We start from the raw sequence: 19150 nt of genomic DNA on the forward strand, positions 1-19150 counted from the left end.
CCGGAGGGCCCCGTGAAGGGGCCCTCCGAAGCGGTTGTCGATCACCTGTGACGAACGGCGGGGCCCTGGCGCCGGCAGGCCCCGCACGGCGCCCGCTAGCTCAGCGCGCGGCCCAGCAGGTAGACCGCCGGAGCGGCCGCCGCCAGCGGGAGAGCCACACCGGCCGTGAAGTGCACGAAACGCGACGGGTAGTCGTAACTGGCGACCCGGTGGCCGATCAGCGCGCAGACACCGGCGCCGAGCCCCAGGAAGGCACCCTGGCCGCCCAGGTCCGTCATCCCGCCGACCACGAATCCCGCGCCGGTGGCGACCAGCAGGGCCACCACCACGGAGGCGGCGGTGGGCAGCGGCAGCGCGCGGACCAGGATCGCCACCGCGACCGCGGCGGCGCCCACCGTGACGGCGTCCGGCTCGGCCGCGAGGTGACCGGCCGCGATGATCGACAGCGCCGCCGAGACGACGGTCGCCATCAGGCCGTACATCCGGGTGTCCGGGTCGGCGTGGCTGCGCAGTTGCAGGACGAGCGTGAGCAGGACCCATACGCCGAGGGTGCCGAGGATGGCGGCGGGCGCGTTCTCCCGGCCGGCCGCGAGCAGCACCACGTCGGCGGTCACCGCGCCCAGGAACGCCAGCGCGATGCCCTGCCGGGCGGGCCACATCCCGTTCAGCCGGAACCAGCCCGCCGCGGTGACGGCCTGAAGCAGCACCAGCGGGACGACGAGGGCGTACTCGCCGATCGCCGCCGTGCCCGAGAGCAGCAGCGCGAGCACCGCGGTGAGCCCGGCGGGCTGGATGCCGGGTTCGATGATGGGCGAACGGCCCTCGGCGCGGGCGCGCTGGGCGTCGGTGACGCGGGCGTTGCCGGTGACGGTCGCGGGGCCGTAGCCGGGTGCGGCCCCGGCGCCCGGGGCGTTTCCGGCCGCGGGGGCGGGGGCGGACCCCGCCATGGGCGCGGGCACCTCGGGGTGCTGCTGCGGCCGGGCGTGGTCCCAGCCCTGCGCGGCGGGTTCCCGGGGCGCCGGCCGGGCCGCGGCTCCGTACCCGTACGCCTGGGCGTGCGCGCCGCCCTGCGGGTGCCCGGTGCCCTGCGGCTCCGCGTACCCCTGGTGGGCCTGCTGGTGGCCCGGGGGCTCCTGCCGGCCGTCGGGGGTCCGGGGTGTCCGGGGCGGCGCGTACGCCGGGTCGGCGGCCGGCGTCGTGGGCTGCACCTGGGTCTCCCAGGTCTGGCCCTCCCACTGCTGGGTGTGCTGCTGCCAGTCGGCCTGCTGCTGAGGCTGCTGATACGGGTCGTGCCCCTCGTGCGGGGGCTCGAACCGGGGCTCGTACGGCTGGTTGCTCATCGTCTCGCTCACCCTCCTGCGAACGGCGGGAGCACCTCGACCGTGCCGCCCTCGGCCAGCGGTACCGTCTCATGGCCGCGGGTACCCACGGGGTCACCGTCGATGAGGAACGAGCATCGCCGCAGGACGCGGACGAGTTCGCCCGGGTGTCGCTCGCGGACCCCGTCGAGTGCCTCGGCGAGCGTGCCCGCCTCGTACGGCTCCTCGGCGACACCTGCCGCGGCCTTGGCGGCGGCCCAGTAACGCACCGTGCCCTTTGCCATGTCGTTCCTCAATCAGTGGACCAGCGGATCCAGTGGACCGGCGGATCGGTGGGTACGTGCCATCAGTCGATACGTGCGTCAATGGATACGTGCGTCGGTGGACACACGCATCGGTGAATCCAGTGAACACGGTCAGGCTAGCCCGCGGCCGAACCCGCCCACGCACCGATGCGGGCCAACAGCTCGTCGCGGGCCGCGTGCTCGGCGTGGCCCATCCCGTGCTCCACCCAGAGTTCGGCGTGGCCGCGGGATGCCTCGGCGAGCATCCGCGGGTGGTCCAGGGGGAAGTAGCCGTCCCGGTCGCCGTGGACGATCAGCAGCGGAGTGGGCGCGATGAGCGGGACGGATTCGACCGGCGAGGCCGGTACCGGGTCCCAGTCGCGGGAGTGGATGCGGGTCCGCAGTCCGTAACGGCCGACCACCCGTCCCGCCGGCCGGGTGACCAGCCAATGCAGACGCCGCATGGGAGCCGTACCCCGGTAGTACCAGCGGGCCGGCGCGCTCACCGAAGCCACCGCGTCCGTACGCGCCTCCGTGCGCCCCTCGTGCTCCCGGCCGGCTTCCCCGTGCATCGCCGCGTGCCGGAGCACCACCGACCCGCCCATCGAGAAACCGACGGTGGCCACGCGCGTGTGCCCCAGCTCGCGGGCCCATCCCACGGCGGCGTCCAGATCGTGCACCTCGCGGTCGCCGACGGTGGAACGGCCACCGGAACCGCCGTGACCTCGGAACGAGAACGTGACCACCGCCGCGTCCCGGCCGAGGACGTCGGCCACCCGGCGCACGTGCGGACGGTCGAGACCGCCCGTGAAACCGTGCGCCACGACGATCGCCAGGCTCCCGCCCACGTCGTCGGAAGTCCCCCTCGCGGGGTCGTACGCCGCATCGATCGTCACCCCGTCGACAGTGCGCAGAAACCTCCGCAAAGGGGCGCGCGAGGCCGTCTCAAGGGATGGACGAAGGGAAGATCCCGTCACTTGACCTGCCGGACCTGAGCTCATGTGGGCTATTCTGCTGGGCAGAGGACTCGGGCAGCGAAGCCCCCGGGTCCTTTTGTGCTTTCTGAAGCGTTGTATACGAAACGGGAAACCGCCGGTGTACGAAGCCCACGAAGGCACGGCGACTCCCCGGGACGCGGGAGCCGCGCCGCAGGGGAACAAGCGAAGAAGCAACGAAGCAGTGCCGCAAACTCCCCCACCGCCTTGAGGGCGTGGGAGGTACCCCCATACAGGGACCGAGGAGGAACCAGACGTTATGGGCGAGCGAACCGTGCACGAACGTAGGACGACCCGGGCAGGTGGGGCGCGATGAGTTCTCTGCTGCTCCTGACCAATGCCCTTCAGCCGTCGACGGAGGTGCTTCCCGCTCTCGGCCTGCTCCTGCACAACGTGCGAGTGGCTCCGGCGGAAGGACCCGCCCTCGTCGACACCCCCGGTGCCGACGTCATCCTGATCGACGGCCGACGTGATCTCCCGCAGGTGCGCAGCCTGTGTCAGCTGCTGCGCTCGACGGGACCCGGCTGTCCCCTCGTCCTCGTCGTGACGGAGGGCGGTCTCGCGGCCGTCACCGCCGACTGGGGCATCGACGACGTTCTCCTCGACACCGCGGGTCCGGCCGAGGTCGAGGCCCGGCTGCGGCTCGCCATGGGCCGCCAGCAGATCGTCAACGACGACTCCCCCATGGAGATCCGCAACGGCGACCTCTCCGTGGACGAGGCGACGTACAGCGCCAAGCTCAAGGGCCGGGTCCTCGACCTCACCTTCAAGGAGTTCGAGCTCCTCAAGTACCTCGCGCAGCACCCGGGCCGGGTCTTCACCCGCGCACAGCTGCTCCAGGAGGTCTGGGGCTACGACTACTTCGGCGGCACGCGGACGGTCGACGTCCACGTACGCCGGCTGCGCGCCAAGCTCGGTCCCGAGCACGAATCGCTGATCGGAACCGTCCGGAACGTCGGTTATCGATTCGTTACACCCGAGAAGGTGGAGCGGGCCGCGGACGAGGCGAAGGCCAAGGCCGCACAGCCAAAGGCGGCGGATGCGGACGAGACGGCGCACCGCGGCGCCGCGCGCGCGGTCGAGGCCAAGGCCGAGGCCCAGTAGGCCTCCGTACGCCCTGCCCAGAGGCGGGTCCATCCGCGTAGACTCCGCGCGTGGCCAAGGTGACGAGGGACGATGTGGCGCGACTGGCGGGTACTTCCACCGCCGTCGTCAGCTATGTCATCAACAACGGACCGAGGCCGGTTGCCCCGGCCACGCGCGAGCGCGTTCTCGCCGCGATCAAGGAGCTGGGGTACCGGCCCGACCGGGTCGCCCAGGCCATGGCGTCGCGGCGGACCGAGCTCATAGGCCTGATCGTGCCGGACGCGCGCCAGCCCTTCTTCGGCGAGATGGCGCACGCGGTCGAGCAGGCCGCGGCCGAGCGCGGGAAAATGGTCCTGGTCGGCAACTCCGACTACATCGCCGAGCGCGAGGTCCATTACCTGCGCGCCTTCCTCGGCATGCGGGTCTCCGGCCTGATCCTCGTCAGCCACGCGCTCAATGACAACGCCGCCGCGGAGATCGAGGCCTGGGACGCCCGCGTCGTACTGCTGCACGAACGCCCCGAGGCGATCGACGACGTGGCCGTGGTCACCGACGACATCGGCGGCGCCCAGCTCGCCACCCGCCACCTTCTCGAACACGGTTACGACTACGTGGCCTGTCTCGGCGGCATCGCGGAGACGCCCGTCGTCGGCGACCCGGTCTCCGACCACGTCGAGGGCTGGCGGCGTGCCATGCAGGAGGCCGGGATCCCCACCGAGGGCCGTCTCTTCGAGGCGCCGTACAACCGCTACGACGCGTACCAGGTCGGCCTGCAGCTGCTCGCCGGGCCCCACCGGCCGCCCGCCATCTTCTGCTCCACCGACGACCAGGCGATCGGCGTGCTGCGCGCCGCCCGTGAGCTGCGCATCGACGTCCCGGGGGAGCTGGCCGTGGCCGGCTTCGACGACGTCAAGGAAGCCGCGCTGACGGATCCGCCGCTGACGACGATCGCCTCCGACCGGTCGGCGATGGCCCGTGCGGCGGTGGATCTCGTACTCGACGACGGGCTGCGGGTCGCGGGGTCGCGGCGCGAGCGGCTGAAGGTGTTCCCGTCCCGGCTGGTGGTGCGGCGGTCCTGCGGTTGCGCGTGAGACCGCCGGTCCGGCTCCGGCCGGACGCGCGGTTCCCCGCCGCCCCCTGAAACGCACGTCGGCCCCGCGGATCGCGGGGCCGACGCTTTGTTTCCGGAGTGCGCCGGAGGGCACGAACCGCCTGGAACTGCGGGTGGTACCGACTAGAACAGCAGGTTGTACTGGTTGAAGCCGGAGCCCAGGCCGACCCGCGAGCCGAAGAGGCTGCTGGAGGCCTTGTTGGTGCCGGGGTAGAGCCAGAGCTTGCCCGCCGAGTCGCGGGTGACGACATCGGCGATGCCGTCGCCCGTGACGTCGCCGTTGGAGACGTACGAGGTGAAGTTCCAGCCCGTACGGGCCTGGATACGCGCCGACCACGGGGTGTGCTCGACCTGCGTGCCCCGGTAGAGGTACAGCACGCCGGAGCTGTTGCGGACCAGCAGGTCGGCACGGCCGTCGCCGGACAGGTCGCCGTGACCGAAGATCTTGACGTTCTTCCAGGCCTTGTTCACGACCTTCACGCGGCCGTAGAACTCGCCGTTGCCCTTGCCCGGGTAGAGGTAGACCGAGCCGTCGGCGTCCACCGCGACCAGGTCGGGGCGGGCGTCACCGGTCATGTCGCCGGGGATGGCGTACGACTTGTAGCCGCCCCACACCGAGGTGATCTGCATCCACTCGAACTCGTCCGAGCTGTGGTTCAGGTAGCTGCGGTACAGCTTGCCGTCGCCCTTGTCCCGGATGATCAGGTCCTGGAAGAAGTCCCGGTCCAGGTCGGCCTGCAGGCCCCAGCTGGCGTTCTGCCAGCCGCTGCTCTGGAAGGCGCGGGTGGTGAGCGAGGTGCCCTTGCTGTCCTGCTCGAACAGGCCTCCGGACGGGGTGCGCTCCAGCAGGTCGGCCTTGCCGTCGAAGGTCAGGTCCGCGTCGTCGATGCGCGGCTGCGCGGCCCAGGTGTACGAGGACACCTTGGTGAAGACCGGGTAGGCACCCTTCGCGGTGCAGCCCGCGACACCCCACGAGACGATGCCGACGACCTTGCCGCCGACGATCACCGGGCCGCCGGAGTCACCGTTGCAGGGGCTCTTGGTGCCCTCGTCGGTGCCGGTCGCCGGGGTACCCGCGCAGAACATCGAGCCCTCGACGAAGTCGTCCTCACCGAGGACCGTCCGCATCGCGCTGTTGCAGGTGGAGTCGGCGACCAGCGGCAGGGTCACCTTGCGCAGCGTGGCCGACAGCTCGGCACCGTCGGCGCCGGAGGTCAGGCCCCAGCCGTAGACGGTGGCGGAGTTGCCCGCCTTGTAGGAGGCGCTGTCGCCGGCGGCCACCAGCCGCTGCCACTGCTGCTCCAGCGGGCGGTCCAGCGTGAGGACGGCGATGTCGTTCTGGACGGTGTCGCTGTTGTAGTGCGGGTGGTTCCACTGGCGGTAGACGCCCGCGACCGTACCGGTCGTGTCGTCCAGCAGACCCGTGGCACCGGCCACCACAGCGCCGTTCTTGACCCAGTTCAGGCCGGCGACGCAGTGGGCGGCCGTCAGGACCTTGTTCGGGGCGACGAGCGTGCCGCCGCAGAAGTAGCCGGTGCCGGCCGCGCTGTCGTAGTAGGAGAGCTGGACCATCCACGGCGCGGAGGAGATGGTCGTCTGGCTGCCGCCGATGATGAACGGCGTCTTCTTGGGGCTCGTCGCCGGGGTCGCCTGGTCCTTGACGGCCTCGGCGACCCTGTGGCGCAGTTCCTTGTCCGAGACGGTCGGCTTCGCGGGCTGCGCCTGGCCGACGTCCGGCAGCGACGGTCCGTCCGCCGCCTGGGCGGGCTGCGCCGCGAAGGCGCCGGCGCAGGTCAGCGCCAACGCGAGAGCGGCCGTGGGCAACGCCGTGACAGGGCGTCTCCAGCGGTCGCGCAGAGCACGTATCACTCAGGGCTCCTGGGATGGGTGCGGGTGGGTCATGACGTGAATGGCCCGAGAAGGGCGTACGACGCACCGGCCCGACCGACGACAGCGGTCGTCGGACATGGCCGACCAACCGCCTGCGTCGAATCAGGCACCACCGCGGAGCCCCCCTCCGGCGCGGTGATCATAGGCCCCACCCGCCCCAGAACACATGTGCTAGGCACCAGGCATTCAAGTATTCGCCGGTCGCATTCCGTGAGATCACCCCGGCGCAACCTGTTGTTTCCCCGATCCGGGCGGGGCGGCGCGCCTTTATATCGGGCATACGAGGTTCTGTCGGGCTTCTCAGCGGGGACTCAGGGAGCTCTCATGATCGCGCGGGAGTCTCATGTCATGACCGAGAGCTTCCGCCGCAGCGGCGAGTACCCCCAGGGCGACGACCACCAGTCCCCGTACCTCCAGCAGCAGCCTGCCTCCGCTCCCTCCCCCGTGAACCCCGAGTGGCCGGCGCCGCCGGCGTACGCGCCGGCCCCGCCGGTCGCCGTCGAACCGGGCACCACGGTGTGGCCGGGCTCCGGTCAGGTCGGCAGCGGCGCAGCCGGCGGTCATGGCGGCGGTCATGGCGGCGGTCATGGAGGCGGAGGCGCCGCCTACCCGGGACATCCCGAGCCGCCGGCCGGCTCCACCGCGGTGCTGTCCGCGGCCCCCGTGCCGCCCGGGACCGCGCGGAAGAAGCCCACGAGGGGCCCGCTGGCCCTGATCGCCGCGGTCGCGATAGTCGCCGCCGCCATCGGGGGTGGCACCGCGTACGGCATCCAGGAGCTGACCGGCAAGGACACCGCGTCCAGCAGCACCAGCACCACCGTGGTGCCCACCGCCAAGAGGGGCACCGTCGCCGGGGTCGCCCAGGCGGTCAGCCCCAGCATCGTCGAGGTCAGCGCGACCTCGAACGCCGGTTCGTCCACCGGTTCGGGCGTGATCATCACGTCCGGCGGCGAGATCGTCACCAACAACCACGTCGTCTCGGGCGCCTCCGCGATCAAGGTGCGGCTGAACGACGGAAAGTCCTACACCGCGAAGGTCGTCGGTACCGACAGCAAGAAGGACCTCGCGCTCATCGAGGTCGCGGACGCGCCCTCCGGTCTGAAGGTCGCCACGCTCGGCAACTCCGACGGCGTCCAGGTCGGCGACGACGTCGTCGCGATCGGCTCCCCCGAGGGGCTGACCGGCACCGTCACCAGCGGCATCGTCTCGGCCCTCGACCGGGACGTGACCGTCTCCACCGACGAGAGCCAGGGCCAGCAGCAACAGCAGGGCGGCGACAGCGGTCAGTGGCCGTTCTCGTTCGGCGGCCGCCAGTTCAACGGCGACACCGGCTCCTCGACCACCACGTACAAGGCGATCCAGACCGACGCGTCCCTGAACCCCGGCAACTCCGGCGGCGCGCTGATCGACATGAACGGCAACATCGTCGGCATCAACTCCGCGATGTACTCGGCGGCTTCGGACTCCTCGTCCAGCTCGTCGGGAGCGGGCAGCGTGGGCCTCGGCTTCGCCATCCCGATCAACACCGTCAAGGCCGACCTGGCGAACCTGCGGGCCGGCGGCTCCGACAGCTGACACCACCGACACGGCTCCGACAGCTGACAGCAGCACAGGACAGCACACCCAGGAGGTCGACATGATCTGGAAGCGGATCTCTCGGATTTCCCCGGTCACGCACTCCCGCGAAGGCGGCGACCCGGCCGGGCTCGACCTGGCCCTCGCCGTGGCCCGTGAACTGCACCTGCCGGTGCCGCGGGCGCCCGAGGTGGCGCTCCCGGCCGCCGTCCCGCAGCTGATGGGCCTGCGCACCCCCGCCACCCGCTCGCACCGCCGCAAGGTCCCGCTGAGCAGGCTCAGCACGCTGGCGGGCTGAAGGTCCCACGGCAGTACGGGACACTCCTTCCGATCCGAGCCCTTCCTTCATAGCTGGGACGGTTCTTCCCCTACTGACGCTTTCCGCCCCCGCCCGGAAACGTGCGACGCTGAAGGCCGTCAGACCCTCCACCCCACCGCACCCGAGGACTCCCGCCCATGAGCCCCGCCGAAGGCGACCGTGAACCCCAGCGCATCCTGATCGTCGACGACGAGCCCGCGGTCCGCGAAGCACTCCAGCGCAGCCTCGCCTTCGAGGGGTACGACACCGAGGTCGCGGTCGACGGCGCGGACGCGCTGGAGAAGGCGACCGTCTACCAGCCCGAGCTGGTCGTCCTGGACATCCAGATGCCCCGGATGGACGGCCTGACGGCGGCCCGCCGGATGCGCGGTGCCGGCACGACGACCCCCATCCTCATGCTGACGGCCCGCGACACGGTCGGGGACCGGGTGACCGGCCTCGACGCGGGCGCCGACGACTACCTGGTCAAGCCCTTCGAGCTGGACGAGCTGTTCGCCCGGGTCCGGGCCCTGCTGCGGCGCAGTTCGTACGCGGCGACGGCGGGCACCGCCCCGGACGAGGACGCGCTCACCTTCGGCGACCTGCGGATGGACCTCGCGACACGCGAGGTCACCCGGTCGGGCCGGGCCGTGGAACTGACCCGCACCGAGTTCACGCTGCTGGAGATGTTCCTCGCGCACCCGCGCCAGGTCCTCACCCGCGAGCAGATCCTGAAGGCCGTCTGGGGCTTCGACTTCGAACCGTCCTCCAACTCCCTCGACGTCTACGTGATGTACCTGCGCCGCAAGACCGAGGCGGGTGGTGAGCCGCGGCTCGTGCACACGGTTCGAGGGGTCGGGTACGTGCTCCGCTCGGGCGGCGCGGAGTGATCAGACGGTTCAGATCCCTGCCGATCCGTTCCCGGCTGGCGCTGCTGGTGGCGGCCGCGGTGGCCTTCGGGGTCGCGGCGGTCTCGGTGACCTGCTGGTTCATCGTGCGGGGGAAGCTGTACGACGAGATCGACAACAACCTGCAGGACCAGAAACAGGCCCAGCAGTACACCCTGGTCCAGGGCGTCCTCGACAACTGCCGCAAGGAACCGAGCAACGACAACGACTTCCACGGACGGTTCGACGACTACGCCCAGGTGATCAACTCGGACGGGACCGTCTGCGTCTTCGGGTACTCGGCGGGCTCGGTGACGGTGACCGACGGCGACAAGGCCGTGGCCAAGCACCCGCAGTTCAACAAGAGCAAGCCGCGGAACGGGACCGACACCAAGGGCAACGACGTCCGGGTCCTGGCGATGCCGCTCGTCGTCACGAACTTCCCCCGCGAACTCCCCGGCACCCGCGTCCTGTACAGCGACCACGCCTACGTCGTGGCCGTTCCTCTCAAGAGCACCCAGGCCACCCTGAACGACCTGGCCCTCGTGCTGCTCCTGGTCTCCGGGATCGGCGTGGTCGGCGCCGGCGCGGCGGGCCTCGCGGTCGCCCGAGCGGGCCTGCGTCCCGTCGACAAGCTCACCGAGGCCGTGGAACACGTGGCCCGCACGGAGGACCTCTCGATCCGCATCCCCGTCGAGGAGGGCAACGAGGACGAGGTCGCCCGCCTCACCCGCTCCTTCAACTCGATGACGTCCGCGCTGGCCAACTCCCGCGAGCTGCAGCAGCAGCTCATCGCGGACGCCGGCCACGAACTCCGTACGCCCCTGACCTCCCTCCGTACGAACATAGAGCTCCTCACCCGCAGCGAGGAGACGGGCCGCCCGATCCCCCCGGCCGACCGCAAGGCGCTCCTCGCCTCCGTCAAGGCCCAGATGACCGAACTGGCCTCGCTCATCGGCGACCTGCAGGAACTCTCGCGTTCGGACGCGGGCCAGCAGGCGAACACCGTGCCGACGGTCCCCCTCCAGGACACGGTCGAGGCGGCGCTGCGCCGCGCACGGCTGCGCGGACCCGAGCTGACGATCACGGCGGACCTCCAGCCCTGGTACGTCCGGGCGGAGCCCACCGCGCTGGAGCGGGCCGTGGTCAACCTCCTGGACAACGCGGTGAAGTTCAGCCCGGAGGGCGAGGCCGTCGACGTCGTCCTCAAGGACGGCGAACTGACCGTCCGCGACCACGGACCCGGCATCCCCGCCGAGGACCTCCCGCACGTCTTCGACCGCTTCTGGCGCTCCCCGTCCGCCCGCGCGCTCCCCGGCTCGGGCCTGGGGCTTTCGATCGTGGCGCGCACGGTGCAGCAGGCGGGCGGCGAGGTGTCCCTGCGGCCGGCCGAGGGCGGCGGCACGGTGGTGTCGGTCCGGCTGCCGGGAGCGCCCACCCCGCCGCCGGACATGGCCCTCGACCAGGAGTGACCGCGGGGAGCGGGCTGCTCACGGGCTCACCGGCGCCAGCTCGGTGAGGCGCCGTTCGGCTCTCCGTAGGGCACGGGACGGCCCGTGAAGGCGTCCAGGAGGACGCGGTCGCCGAGCCGCCCGGCCAGTCGCACCGTCACCTTCTGGCGCAGCATCACACTGGCGCAGGGACCTTCGCGCACCCCGGTGACGAAGGCGGACAGCACCACGCTGCCCCCGGTCTCCAGCACGTGCACGGCGGGGCCGTCGTCGCAGGTCCCGTGTCCGGCCGTCACGGTGACCGACCGGCCGTCGCCGGCCACCTCGGCCGGCCCGGCGAGGGGCGCCAGTTCGCTCGTGGACACCTCCCGCTGCGGCCCGATCGGCGGCGGGGGGAGCTTCGAGGGGGCGACGGCGGCCCGCTTGAGCGGGGTGTCGTACCCCTCCAGGGTGAACAGCCAGGCCGGGACCGTCGCCGGGCCACGGCTGGTGGCGAGGGTCATCACGCCCTGCCTCGCCCCGGTCACGGTCAGGTGGGGGCCGTCGTTGCCTCCGCGGGCCACGGACCCGTACGCCTCGCGTGCCCCGGTCAGCGGCAGGACGGGCGGGGCTCCGCTCCTCCAGCGCACCTTCCCCTCCGCGGGCCCGGCAGCGGGAAGCGTGCCGCGCAGGACGAAGTTCTGCGTCGTGAAGGCGCGGGTGTCGGCGCCCGCGTGGAAGCCGCCCGCGGGCGGCTGCACCGCCTCCCCCATCGGGTGGTAGCCGGCGCGCCAGGTCCGGGCGGCCACGGATCCGTCCCAGGCCTCGGCGACTTGGCGGGCACGGGCCTCCCTGCGCGCCTGCGCGCCGTGGTGACCGCCCTCCTCACCGCCGCATCCGGCGGTGAGGAGGGCGAGGGCGAGCAGCAGGTGGGCGGTGACGGTGGACTTGATCTTCGTACGCATGGGATCCCCAGGGACGGACGTCGGCGGACGGAGTCGTGCGGCGTGGAGCCCGCACCGCACCTGTGACGCCCGGCCCCGGGCCGCGTTCGGTCCGTTCCTCCCGTGGCCGCGCACGATGCGGCATCGTTACCTCATCCCTGCCGGGGCGAGCGGGCAGGGAACGGACACCGCACGAACGGCGCGGCGGATCCGGCCGGCGACGGCGAGGCCGTACGCCGTACGCCGCCCGCCGGGGAGCTAGGCGCCCCGCGTCACCAGGGAGCCGGCCTCCGGCGTCGCCAGCCGCGCGTACGCGCCGCCCCTCGCCAGCAGTTCACCGTGTGTCCCGGCCTCCAGCAGCCGGCCGCCGTCCACGACCAGGATGCGGTCCGCGTCGGGCGCCAGCGACAGATCGTGCGTGATCATGATGGTGGTGCGGCCCGCCATCAGCCGCCGCAGTGGCCGCACCACCCGGCGGGCGGCGATCGAGTCGAGCCCGGCGGTCGGCTCGTCGAGGACCAGGACGGGCGCGTCGCGCAGCATGGCGCGGGCGATGGCGACGCGCTGGAGCTGGCCGCCGGAGAGCGCGGCCGTGCCGGGGGCGATCCGCGTGTCGTACCCGTCGGGCAGCGCGCTGACGAAGTCGTGCGCGGCGGCGTCCCGCGCCGCCCGCTCGATGTCCGCCCGGGACGCTCCGGGCCGGCCGCACTCGATGTTCTCGCGGATCGTGCCGCGCAGGACCAGGGTCTCCTGGGGCAGCAGCGCGACGTTCTCCCGCAGGAACTCCAGGGACATGTCGGGCAGGGGGACGCCGTCCAGGCGGATCACGCCGGCCGTGGGGTCGTAGAAGCGGGTGAGGAGTCTGGAGAGCGTGGACTTTCCGGCGCCGCTCGGACCGGTGACGACGACGAGTTCGCCGGGGTCCGCCGTGAAGGTCACGTCGCGCAGGGAATCGCGCTCGGCGCCGGGGTAGCGGAACGACGTGCCGTGGAAGTCGACCCGGCCGCGCACGGGCCAGTCCGGGTCCGGCTCGGCGGGTTCGGTGACGGCGGGTTCGGTGTCCAGGATCTCCTGGATGCGTTCCGCGCCGGCGGTGGCGGCGGTGAGGGTGAGGCCGAGCCCGCCCAGACTGCGGATCGGCGGGTACAGATACCCGAGGAACGCGGCGAAGGCGAGCAACCGGCCCAGCGACATGCGCCCCTGCGAGATCTCCCAGGCGCCGAGGCCGATGACCACGAGCACGCACAGGGTCTCGACGACCTCGACGAACTGCTCGTACCTCTCGCCGGCCCGTGCGCCGCGCACCGATGCCCGCATCCAGGCACGCGCCTCGCGGTCGAGCCGCCGCTCCTCGGCGCGCCGGCGGTTGTAGGCCTGGGTCAGCACCACGTTGCCGAGCGACTCCTCGACGACCGACGTGATCGCGCCGTCGGCGGTCCGCTCCTCCTGCGAGGCCTGCCTGATCCGGCCGGAGAAGCGGCGGGCGGCGACGAGGAAGAGCGGGGCGAGGACGAAGGTGACCAGGGCCAGGTCCCAGCGCAGCCAGAGCGCCGCGGCGGCGTAGAAGACGGCCGAGAAGGCGGCGGAGACCGTGCCGACGACACCGGACACGACCATCTGCTCGACGGCCTCGACATCGCCGGTGAGGCGTTCGACCAGGTCGCCCCTGCGGTGCTTCTGGAAGAAGTCGGGGGGCAGGTCCTGGACATGCCGGAAGACGCTCGCGCGCAGGCGCAGGACGAATCTCTCGGCGGTCCACACGGCGAGGGAGTTGCCGAGATAGCCGACGATCGCCCCGATCACGGACACGCCCAGCCAGGCTCCGGCCGGTCCCCAGAACGCGGCGAGCGACCCCGACGTGAGCGCGTGGTCGGTGAGCTGCGCGAAGAGCAGGATCGCGGCCGTCTCGGCGAGCGCGGCCACGACCACGCAGCCGACGATCAGCACCAGCCATGCGCGGTCGCCGCGGGTCAGCGGCCAGAAGCGTGCGAACCCGGCCTGTACTTCACGCATATCCACTCGGTTTCCCTTTCCGGTCCTCGAACTGTCCGGCAAAGCCGAGGCGGGGCCGCCGGAAAAGAATTCCGGAGACCCCGCCTTGTGCGATGCGCCGGCGCGCCCTTTGCGATCTTCCGGCCCGCCGTGCGATCCGCTAGCGGCCCTGGCGGCCGACCGGGCGCAGCTTCGGGGCGGTCTTCTTCGCGCCGGGCTTCGGTGCGGGCTTGGCGGCGTGCCGGTGGGCCGGGGTGGCCTTGCGGGAGTGCTTGACCGGGACGATCCTGTGGAAGCTCATGGGGTGCTCCTTGTTCGGTACGGGTGAATTCCCTTTGCCGTTCGCGCTGTTCGCTTTCGACATGGAAAACATTACGGCGCCCCGGACCCGGAAATCGCCAATTCCGCTGAGACCTGCATGAATTGCTACTGAAAGAAGTTCTCAGGACGACAGAGGAACCAATCAGCGGCTCACACAGAATTTATGACACCCCGTACCCGTGACTTACCGACGCAAGGCCAGGACGATTGAATTCAGCGGGGTTTTGTCAACGCCCGACCGACAGCCCCGTCCCCGTCACGTCGACCCGTATCCCGTCCCGCTCCACCCGCACGTCCCGCAGCCGGATCCGCCCGTCCGCCGGATGCGGCAGCCGGAAACCGAGCGAGAGCTGGTCGACGAGGACGGGGCGGGTCAGGCGGGAGAGGCCGTCGAGCAGCGCCGGGTCCAGGCCCAGCCGCTTCAGGAGCTCGGGGTGGGCCGTCGCCACGTCGAGGAGGTTCAGGCGCATCGCCTGGTGGACGAAGGCCGGCGACCCGGTCAGGGACGCGAGTTCGGTGTCGTCGCGCAGCGCCTCGCGCACCGCCCGGTCCGGCACCCCGAGCCTGCGGACGACCGACGGGACGGACAGCAGCGCCCTCGCCCTGACGGTCTGGCTGCCGAGGCGGGCCGCCGAGCGCGGGGTGAGGTGGAGGCCCTCGGAGGCGCGGGCACCGGGGCGGTACGTCGCCAAGTCACCGATGTCCAGGCGCATTCCGCCGATGTGGGTGGAGATGCCGCGCGTCCCGTCGCGCCGGATGCGCGCGTCGGCCCGGAGCCTCAGGTCGTGACCGGCGACCGGCAGGGTGCCGCGCGCCCGCACCTGGTCGCGGCCGTGTCCGGTGAACGTCAGCTGGGAGGAGCCCAGTTCGCGGTTCAGGTCGTCGAAGGAGAGGAGCACCTCGCCGTGCAGCTCGGGGATGCGGGCGCCGTGCACGTCGGTCGGTCCGTCGCTGTCGAGCCGTACCCGTGTCGCGGTCGCCGACACCTTCGCCAGGGAGACCCGGTCGGCGGCCACGTCCGGCACCGTCACCCGCACGGAGTCCAGCCGGTCGTCCGCGAGTTGGGTCAGGAAGGGGAAGCCCCCGATCTCGACCTCGGGCGCGGCGGTCAGGTGCAGCTGGTCCTTGAGTGTCTGCGAGGCCCGGTGCTCGGCGTACAGCAGCGCCCAGCGGTCGGCGAGCGTGAGGAACGCGGCGAGGGTCACGACGAGGACGGCCGCCTTCATCGCGAACGGCAGTCCCGCGAGGTGCCTGCGGCGGCGCCGGCTGCCCCGGCGGTGGTTGGGCGGGGCCCACGCCTCGCCCGGCTCCTCGCCCGGCTCCGGCGGGCCACCCGGCCCGGTCTCCGGCCCGTCCCCGTGGAGAAAGTCCTCCAGCGGGCCCGCGCCACCGAGGGTGCCCAGTTCGTCGTACGGGTTCGGGTAGCGGTCCGGCGGGTCGTCCGGGAGGTCGTACGGACGGTCGTACGGGTTCGGGAGGTGGTCGGCCGGAAGGGGATGCGCTGTCATGCGGTGGGGGGTACGCATCGTCTCATCCGACCATGCGTACCGCCCCCGACCGCAACCGCAACCGTCCGGATGCGATCTACTTCACGATCTTCGCCGGTTCCGGTGTCCGGCCCGAACGGCTACCGAACGACCGTGACACGGTCCGCCGCGGGCACCGGATACGGCGTCGTGGCCGAGGAGTTGGCCGTGAGGTAGGACTCGAAGGCGGCCAGGTCGTCGCCGCCGACCAGGACGTTCGTACCCTTGCCGAGCTCGGCGAAGCCGTCACCGCCGCCCGCGAGGAAGGAGTTCATCGCGACGCGGTAGCCGGCGGCCGGGTCGATCGCCGTGCCCTCGAGCTTGACCGAGCCGGCCACCACGCGGGCGGCGCCCGTCTTGGTGAGGTCCAGCGTGTAGGTCAGGCCCCTGGAGATCTGCAGGATCTTCGGCGCGGCCTCGTTCGCCCCGCTGACCTGCTGCTGGAGTGCGGTGATCAGCTGGGCGCCGGTGAGGGTCACGAGGTTGACGGTGTTGGCGAACGGCTGCACCGTGTACGCCTCGCCGTACGTCACCACGCCGTCGCCCTCGCCGCCGCTCGCGGTGTAGGTGAGCCCGGCGCGGATGCCGCCCGGGTTCATCAGCGCGATGTCGGCCTCCGGGTCGACCGACTTGCCGTACGCGAGCTGCGCGTCGGCGATCATGTCACCGAGCGGGGACTCGGTGCCGGCGTTGCCGATCTCGCCCGCGATGTAGCCGATGGGGCGCGAGGCGATGGGGCCGGCGAGGGTGTTCCACTTCGCGATCAGGCCCGTCATGTCGGCGGCCTTCGCCACGTCACGGGTGACCACGTGGTTCGCGGACTTCACCGCCGTACGCGCGATGTCGCCCGTCCAGCGGTCGTACGTCAGCGTGGTGTCCGTGTAGAGACGGCCGAAGGAGGAGGCCGACGTCACCATCCGGGGGTTGCCCGCCGGGTCCGGGATCGTGCACGCGTACGCCTGGTGGGTGTGGCCGGTGACCAGCGCGTCCACGGCCGGCGTGACGTTCTTCGCGATGTCGACGATCGGGCCGGAGATGCCGTCGCCCGCGCCGGGGCTGTCGCAGTCGTAGTTGTACGCCGCCGAGGCGGGCGCGCCGCCCTCGTGGATCAGCGCGACGATCGACTTCACGCCCTGGCGCTGGAGCACCTTGGCGTACTTGTTGATCGTCTCGACCTCGTCACCGAACTTCAGGCCCTTGACGCCCTCCGCCGACACGATGTTCGGGGTGCCTTCGAGGGTCACTCCGATGAAGCCGACCTTGACGCCGTTCTTCTTCCACACCCAGTAGGGCTTGAGGATCGGCTTGCCGGTCTTCTCGCTGGTGACGTTCGCGGCGAGGTAGGGGAAGTCGGCGCCCCGGAACTTCGCCTTCTTGTCGTAGCAGCCGTCCGTGGGGTGGCAGCCGCCGTTCTGCAGGCGGGCCAGCTCCTTGGCGCCCTCGTCGAACTCGTGGTTGCCGACGCTGGTCACGTCCAGGTCGAGCTTGTTCAGCGCGTCGATCGTCGGCTCGTCGTGGAAGAGCCCGGAGAGCAGCGGGGAGGCGCCGACCATGTCACCGGCGGCGGCCGTGATCGAGTACTTGTTGCCCTTGCGGGCGTCGCGCAGATGCGTGGCGAGGTACTCGACACCGCCCGCGTCGATCGACTTGGTCGTCCCGTCCGCCTGCAGCTCCGTGACCCGGCCGGAGGAACCGGACGGCGGCTCCAGGTTGCCGTGCAGATCGTTGAAGGACAGCAGTTGTACGTCCTGGTAGCGGCTGCTGCCGTGGTGGTGCCGGGCGGTCGCCCTGTCCTGCCCCGCGCTCGCCGGCATCGCGGCGGCCAGGGCGGCGACGGTGGCCAGGCCCGCGGCACCCGCGAGGAGGCGATGGGTACGTCTGTTCCGGAACGTCGGCGGCATGGGGTCCCCCCAGGAGAACGGTGAGAGCTACGAGTGTCACGAGCGCTGTGCGACGGCTGTGGCTTTGCACGCACTTTAGAATCAACGCGCGTAGCACACCAGGGGGTTCGGGGTTACGGACTGGTTGCCGTCGCCTCACCGGCAGACGCACGCGCGGGAGTCGCGAGGGGACGCGCGGGGAGCCGCGGTGTGGCGCGGCGCCGCCCCGGGAGACCGCCCGCCCCGCCACGATCCACATCCACCCCGCCCAACTCCTTGTCCGGAAAAGACCGCGCCGTACCCTCGTATCCATGACCAGCGACGACACCGCACCCCCCGCGCTCTCCCGCTCCATCGAGACCTCCAGCGCGCTCTCCCCGGCGCAGGCCGAGGACGTGCTCCGGCTCCTCTCGGAGGCCGCCCTGGCCGACGGACAGCAGGCGGTCTCCGAGCAGGGTCGGCTCCAGCTGAAGGGCGGTGCGCGCGAGGGCGTACGGCATCTGCTGCTGACCCTCGGCGACGTGCTGGTCGGATACGCCCAGTTGGAGGACACCGACCCGGTGGAGGCCCCGGCCGCCGAGCTGGTCGTGCACCCGGCGTACCGCGGACACGGCCACGGACGGGCGCTGGGTTCGGCGCTGCTCGCCGAGTCCGGCAAGCGGCTGCGGGTGTGGGCGCACGGCGGGCATTCCGCGGCCCGGCATCTCGCCCAGGTCCTCGGACTCACCCTCTTCCGTGAACTGCGTCAGCTCCGGCGGCCGTTGACCGATCTCGACCTGCCCGAGCCGAAGCTCCCGGACGGCGTGCGCGTCCGTGCCTTCGTGCCGGGCCGGGACGACGCGGCCTGGCTCGCCCTGAACGCCGAGGCCTTCGCCCACCATCCCGAGCAGGGCGCCCTCACCCAGCGCGACCTGGACGACCGCATGGCCGAGCCGTGGTTCGACCCGTCCGGGTTCTTCCTCGCCCTGCGCGGTGACGAACTCGTCGGCTTCCACTGGACGAAGGTCCACGCCACGGAGGGCCTCGGCGAGGTCTACGTCCTCGGGGTCAGCCCGGCCGCCCAGGGCGGCGGCCTCGGCAAGGCCCTCACCACGATCGGGCTCCGCCATCTCGCCGCGCAGGCTCTGCCGACCGCCATGCTCTACGTCGACGCCGACAACACCGCGGCCGTGGCCGTGTACGAGCGCCTCGGTTTCGTCACCCACGAGACGGACCTGATGTACCGCAGCGAGTCCTGACGGACCTGGGCGGGCCTACGTACCCGGCGTGGGGGCCGGCCGCATCCGGTCGGGGCCCGACGTACCCGGGCGGGGCCCACGCAGCCGGGGGTGGAGCCCGACGGACCTGGGCGGGCCTACGTACCCGGCGTGGGGGCCGGCCGCATCCGGTCGGGGCCCGACGTACCCGGGCGGGGCCCACGCAGCCGGGGGGGGGGAGCCCGGCGCACCCGGGCGGGACCTACCTACGTACCCGGGGGTGGACCCCGACGTACCCGGGCGGGGCCCACGCAGCCGGGGGTGGAGCCCGACGGACCTGGGCGGGCCTACGTACCCGGCGTGGGGACCGGCCGCATCCGGTCGGGGCCCGACGTACCCGGGCGGGCCCTACGTAC

At 72.0% G+C, this 19150-nt stretch carries 16 protein-coding genes; 7 read left to right on the forward strand and 9 right to left on the reverse strand.

The features are described 5' to 3' along the window. Positions 1-95: 95 nt before the first annotated feature. The 3 genes from OHB41_RS22700 to OHB41_RS22710 form a co-directional block, all read right to left on the reverse strand. Positions 96-1340 carry a hypothetical protein gene (locus OHB41_RS22700; RefSeq protein WP_266700059.1) on the reverse strand — a complete coding sequence of 415 codons (1245 nt, stop codon included), beginning with the start codon at positions 1338-1340 and terminating at the stop codon, positions 96-98. A gap of 8 nt (positions 1341-1348) precedes the next feature. Continuing rightward, a complete protein-coding gene (locus OHB41_RS22705) occupies positions 1349-1603 on the reverse strand; it encodes a MoaD/ThiS family protein (protein ID WP_266700060.1) in 255 nt (84 codons plus the stop codon). A gap of 137 nt (positions 1604-1740) precedes the next feature. Continuing rightward, positions 1741-2604, reverse strand: a complete 864-nt coding sequence (locus OHB41_RS22710; RefSeq protein ID WP_266700061.1) for an alpha/beta hydrolase family protein — start codon at positions 2602-2604, stop codon at positions 1741-1743. Between the two features lie 306 nt (positions 2605-2910). Between OHB41_RS22710 and OHB41_RS22715 the strand changes: the two genes are divergently transcribed. Continuing rightward, complete coding sequence (locus OHB41_RS22715) at positions 2911-3702, forward strand: winged helix-turn-helix transcriptional regulator (protein ID WP_266700062.1); 792 nt, start codon at positions 2911-2913, stop codon at positions 3700-3702. A 50-nt stretch (positions 3703-3752) separates the two neighbouring features. Beyond that, on the forward strand, positions 3753-4775 hold the full coding sequence (locus tag OHB41_RS22720; RefSeq protein WP_266700063.1) for a LacI family DNA-binding transcriptional regulator: 1023 nt from the start codon (positions 3753-3755) through the stop codon (positions 4773-4775). A 143-nt stretch (positions 4776-4918) separates the two neighbouring features. Here the strand turns inward: OHB41_RS22720 and OHB41_RS22725 are convergent, their stop codons facing one another. Beyond that, positions 4919-6664 (reverse strand): trypsin-like serine protease, encoded by a 1746-nt coding sequence (locus tag OHB41_RS22725; RefSeq protein ID WP_266700064.1) that lies wholly within the window; start codon positions 6662-6664, stop codon positions 4919-4921. 369 nt (positions 6665-7033) lie between these two features. On the opposite strand from OHB41_RS22725, the gene OHB41_RS22730 reads away from it, so the two are divergent. The 4 genes from OHB41_RS22730 (at position 7034) to OHB41_RS22745 (ending at position 10917) form a co-directional block, all read left to right on the forward strand. Next, entirely contained in the window at positions 7034-8260 is a 1227-nt protein-coding gene (locus tag OHB41_RS22730) for a S1C family serine protease (RefSeq protein ID WP_266700065.1), read from the forward strand. Between the two features lie 61 nt (positions 8261-8321). Next, positions 8322-8558: a hypothetical protein gene (locus OHB41_RS22735; RefSeq protein WP_266700066.1), complete on the forward strand. Its 237-nt coding sequence runs from the start codon at positions 8322-8324 to the stop codon at positions 8556-8558. 158 nt (positions 8559-8716) lie between these two features. Next, on the forward strand, positions 8717-9448 hold the full coding sequence (locus OHB41_RS22740; RefSeq protein WP_266700067.1) for a response regulator transcription factor: 732 nt from the start codon (positions 8717-8719) through the stop codon (positions 9446-9448). After that, positions 9445-10917, forward strand: a complete 1473-nt coding sequence (locus OHB41_RS22745) for a sensor histidine kinase (RefSeq protein WP_266700068.1) — start codon at positions 9445-9447, stop codon at positions 10915-10917. Before OHB41_RS22740 ends, OHB41_RS22745 begins: the two co-directional genes overlap by 4 nt. A gap of 26 nt (positions 10918-10943) precedes the next feature. On the opposite strand, the gene OHB41_RS22750 is transcribed toward OHB41_RS22745, so the two are convergent. The 5 genes from OHB41_RS22750 to OHB41_RS22770 form a co-directional block, all read right to left on the reverse strand. Beyond that, complete coding sequence (locus tag OHB41_RS22750) at positions 10944-11840, reverse strand: hypothetical protein (RefSeq protein ID WP_266700069.1); 897 nt, start codon at positions 11838-11840, stop codon at positions 10944-10946. A gap of 237 nt (positions 11841-12077) precedes the next feature. Next, positions 12078-13832: an ABC transporter ATP-binding protein gene (locus OHB41_RS22755; protein WP_266700070.1), complete on the reverse strand. Its 1755-nt coding sequence runs from the start codon at positions 13830-13832 to the stop codon at positions 12078-12080. 139 nt (positions 13833-13971) lie between these two features. After that, entirely contained in the window at positions 13972-14112 is a 141-nt protein-coding gene (locus tag OHB41_RS22760) for a hypothetical protein (protein WP_266700071.1), read from the reverse strand. A 247-nt stretch (positions 14113-14359) separates the two neighbouring features. Further along, positions 14360-15658: an LmeA family phospholipid-binding protein gene (locus tag OHB41_RS22765; protein ID WP_526024953.1), complete on the reverse strand. Its 1299-nt coding sequence runs from the start codon at positions 15656-15658 to the stop codon at positions 14360-14362. A 101-nt stretch (positions 15659-15759) separates the two neighbouring features. Further along, positions 15760-17559, reverse strand: coding sequence for a bifunctional metallophosphatase/5'-nucleotidase (locus OHB41_RS22770; RefSeq protein ID WP_266700073.1), 1800 nt, complete (start codon positions 17557-17559; stop codon positions 15760-15762). Positions 17560-17849: 290 nt separating this feature from the next. On the opposite strand from OHB41_RS22770, the gene mshD reads away from it, so the two are divergent. Then, positions 17850-18776 (forward strand): mycothiol synthase, encoded by a 927-nt coding sequence (mshD, locus tag OHB41_RS22775; RefSeq protein WP_266700074.1) that lies wholly within the window; start codon positions 17850-17852, stop codon positions 18774-18776. Positions 18777-19150: the final 374 nt, after the last annotated feature.

Origin of the sequence: Streptomyces sp. NBC_01571, assembly GCF_026339875.1 — a bacterium.
Lineage (GTDB): Bacteria > Actinomycetota > Actinomycetes > Streptomycetales > Streptomycetaceae > Streptomyces.

What these genes read in the sequence shown, in the direction of transcription:
- OHB41_RS22755 (WP_266700070.1), bottom strand. Translation starts at nt 13,832, where the DNA reads ATGCGTGAAGTACAGGCCGGGTTCGCACGCTTCTGGCCGCTGACCCGC.
- OHB41_RS22760 (WP_266700071.1), bottom strand. Translation starts at nt 14,112, where the DNA reads ATGAGCTTCCACAGGATCGTCCCGGTCAAGCACTCCCGCAAGGCCACC.
- OHB41_RS22700 (WP_266700059.1), bottom strand. Translation starts at nt 1,340, where the DNA reads ATGAGCAACCAGCCGTACGAGCCCCGGTTCGAGCCCCCGCACGAGGGG.
- mshD (WP_266700074.1), top strand. Translation starts at nt 17,850, where the DNA reads ATGACCAGCGACGACACCGCACCCCCCGCGCTCTCCCGCTCCATCGAG.
- OHB41_RS22740 (WP_266700067.1), top strand. Translation starts at nt 8,717, where the DNA reads ATGAGCCCCGCCGAAGGCGACCGTGAACCCCAGCGCATCCTGATCGTC.
- OHB41_RS22770 (WP_266700073.1), bottom strand. Translation starts at nt 17,559, where the DNA reads ATGCCGCCGACGTTCCGGAACAGACGTACCCATCGCCTCCTCGCGGGT.
- OHB41_RS22765 (WP_526024953.1), bottom strand. Translation starts at nt 15,658, where the DNA reads ATGCGTACCCCCCACCGCATGACAGCGCATCCCCTTCCGGCCGACCAC.
- OHB41_RS22715 (WP_266700062.1), top strand. Translation starts at nt 2,911, where the DNA reads ATGAGTTCTCTGCTGCTCCTGACCAATGCCCTTCAGCCGTCGACGGAG.
- OHB41_RS22730 (WP_266700065.1), top strand. Translation starts at nt 7,034, where the DNA reads ATGACCGAGAGCTTCCGCCGCAGCGGCGAGTACCCCCAGGGCGACGAC.
- OHB41_RS22750 (WP_266700069.1), bottom strand. Translation starts at nt 11,840, where the DNA reads ATGCGTACGAAGATCAAGTCCACCGTCACCGCCCACCTGCTGCTCGCC.
- OHB41_RS22705 (WP_266700060.1), bottom strand. Translation starts at nt 1,603, where the DNA reads ATGGCAAAGGGCACGGTGCGTTACTGGGCCGCCGCCAAGGCCGCGGCA.
- OHB41_RS22735 (WP_266700066.1), top strand. Translation starts at nt 8,322, where the DNA reads ATGATCTGGAAGCGGATCTCTCGGATTTCCCCGGTCACGCACTCCCGC.
- OHB41_RS22710 (WP_266700061.1), bottom strand. Translation starts at nt 2,604, where the DNA reads ATGAGCTCAGGTCCGGCAGGTCAAGTGACGGGATCTTCCCTTCGTCCA.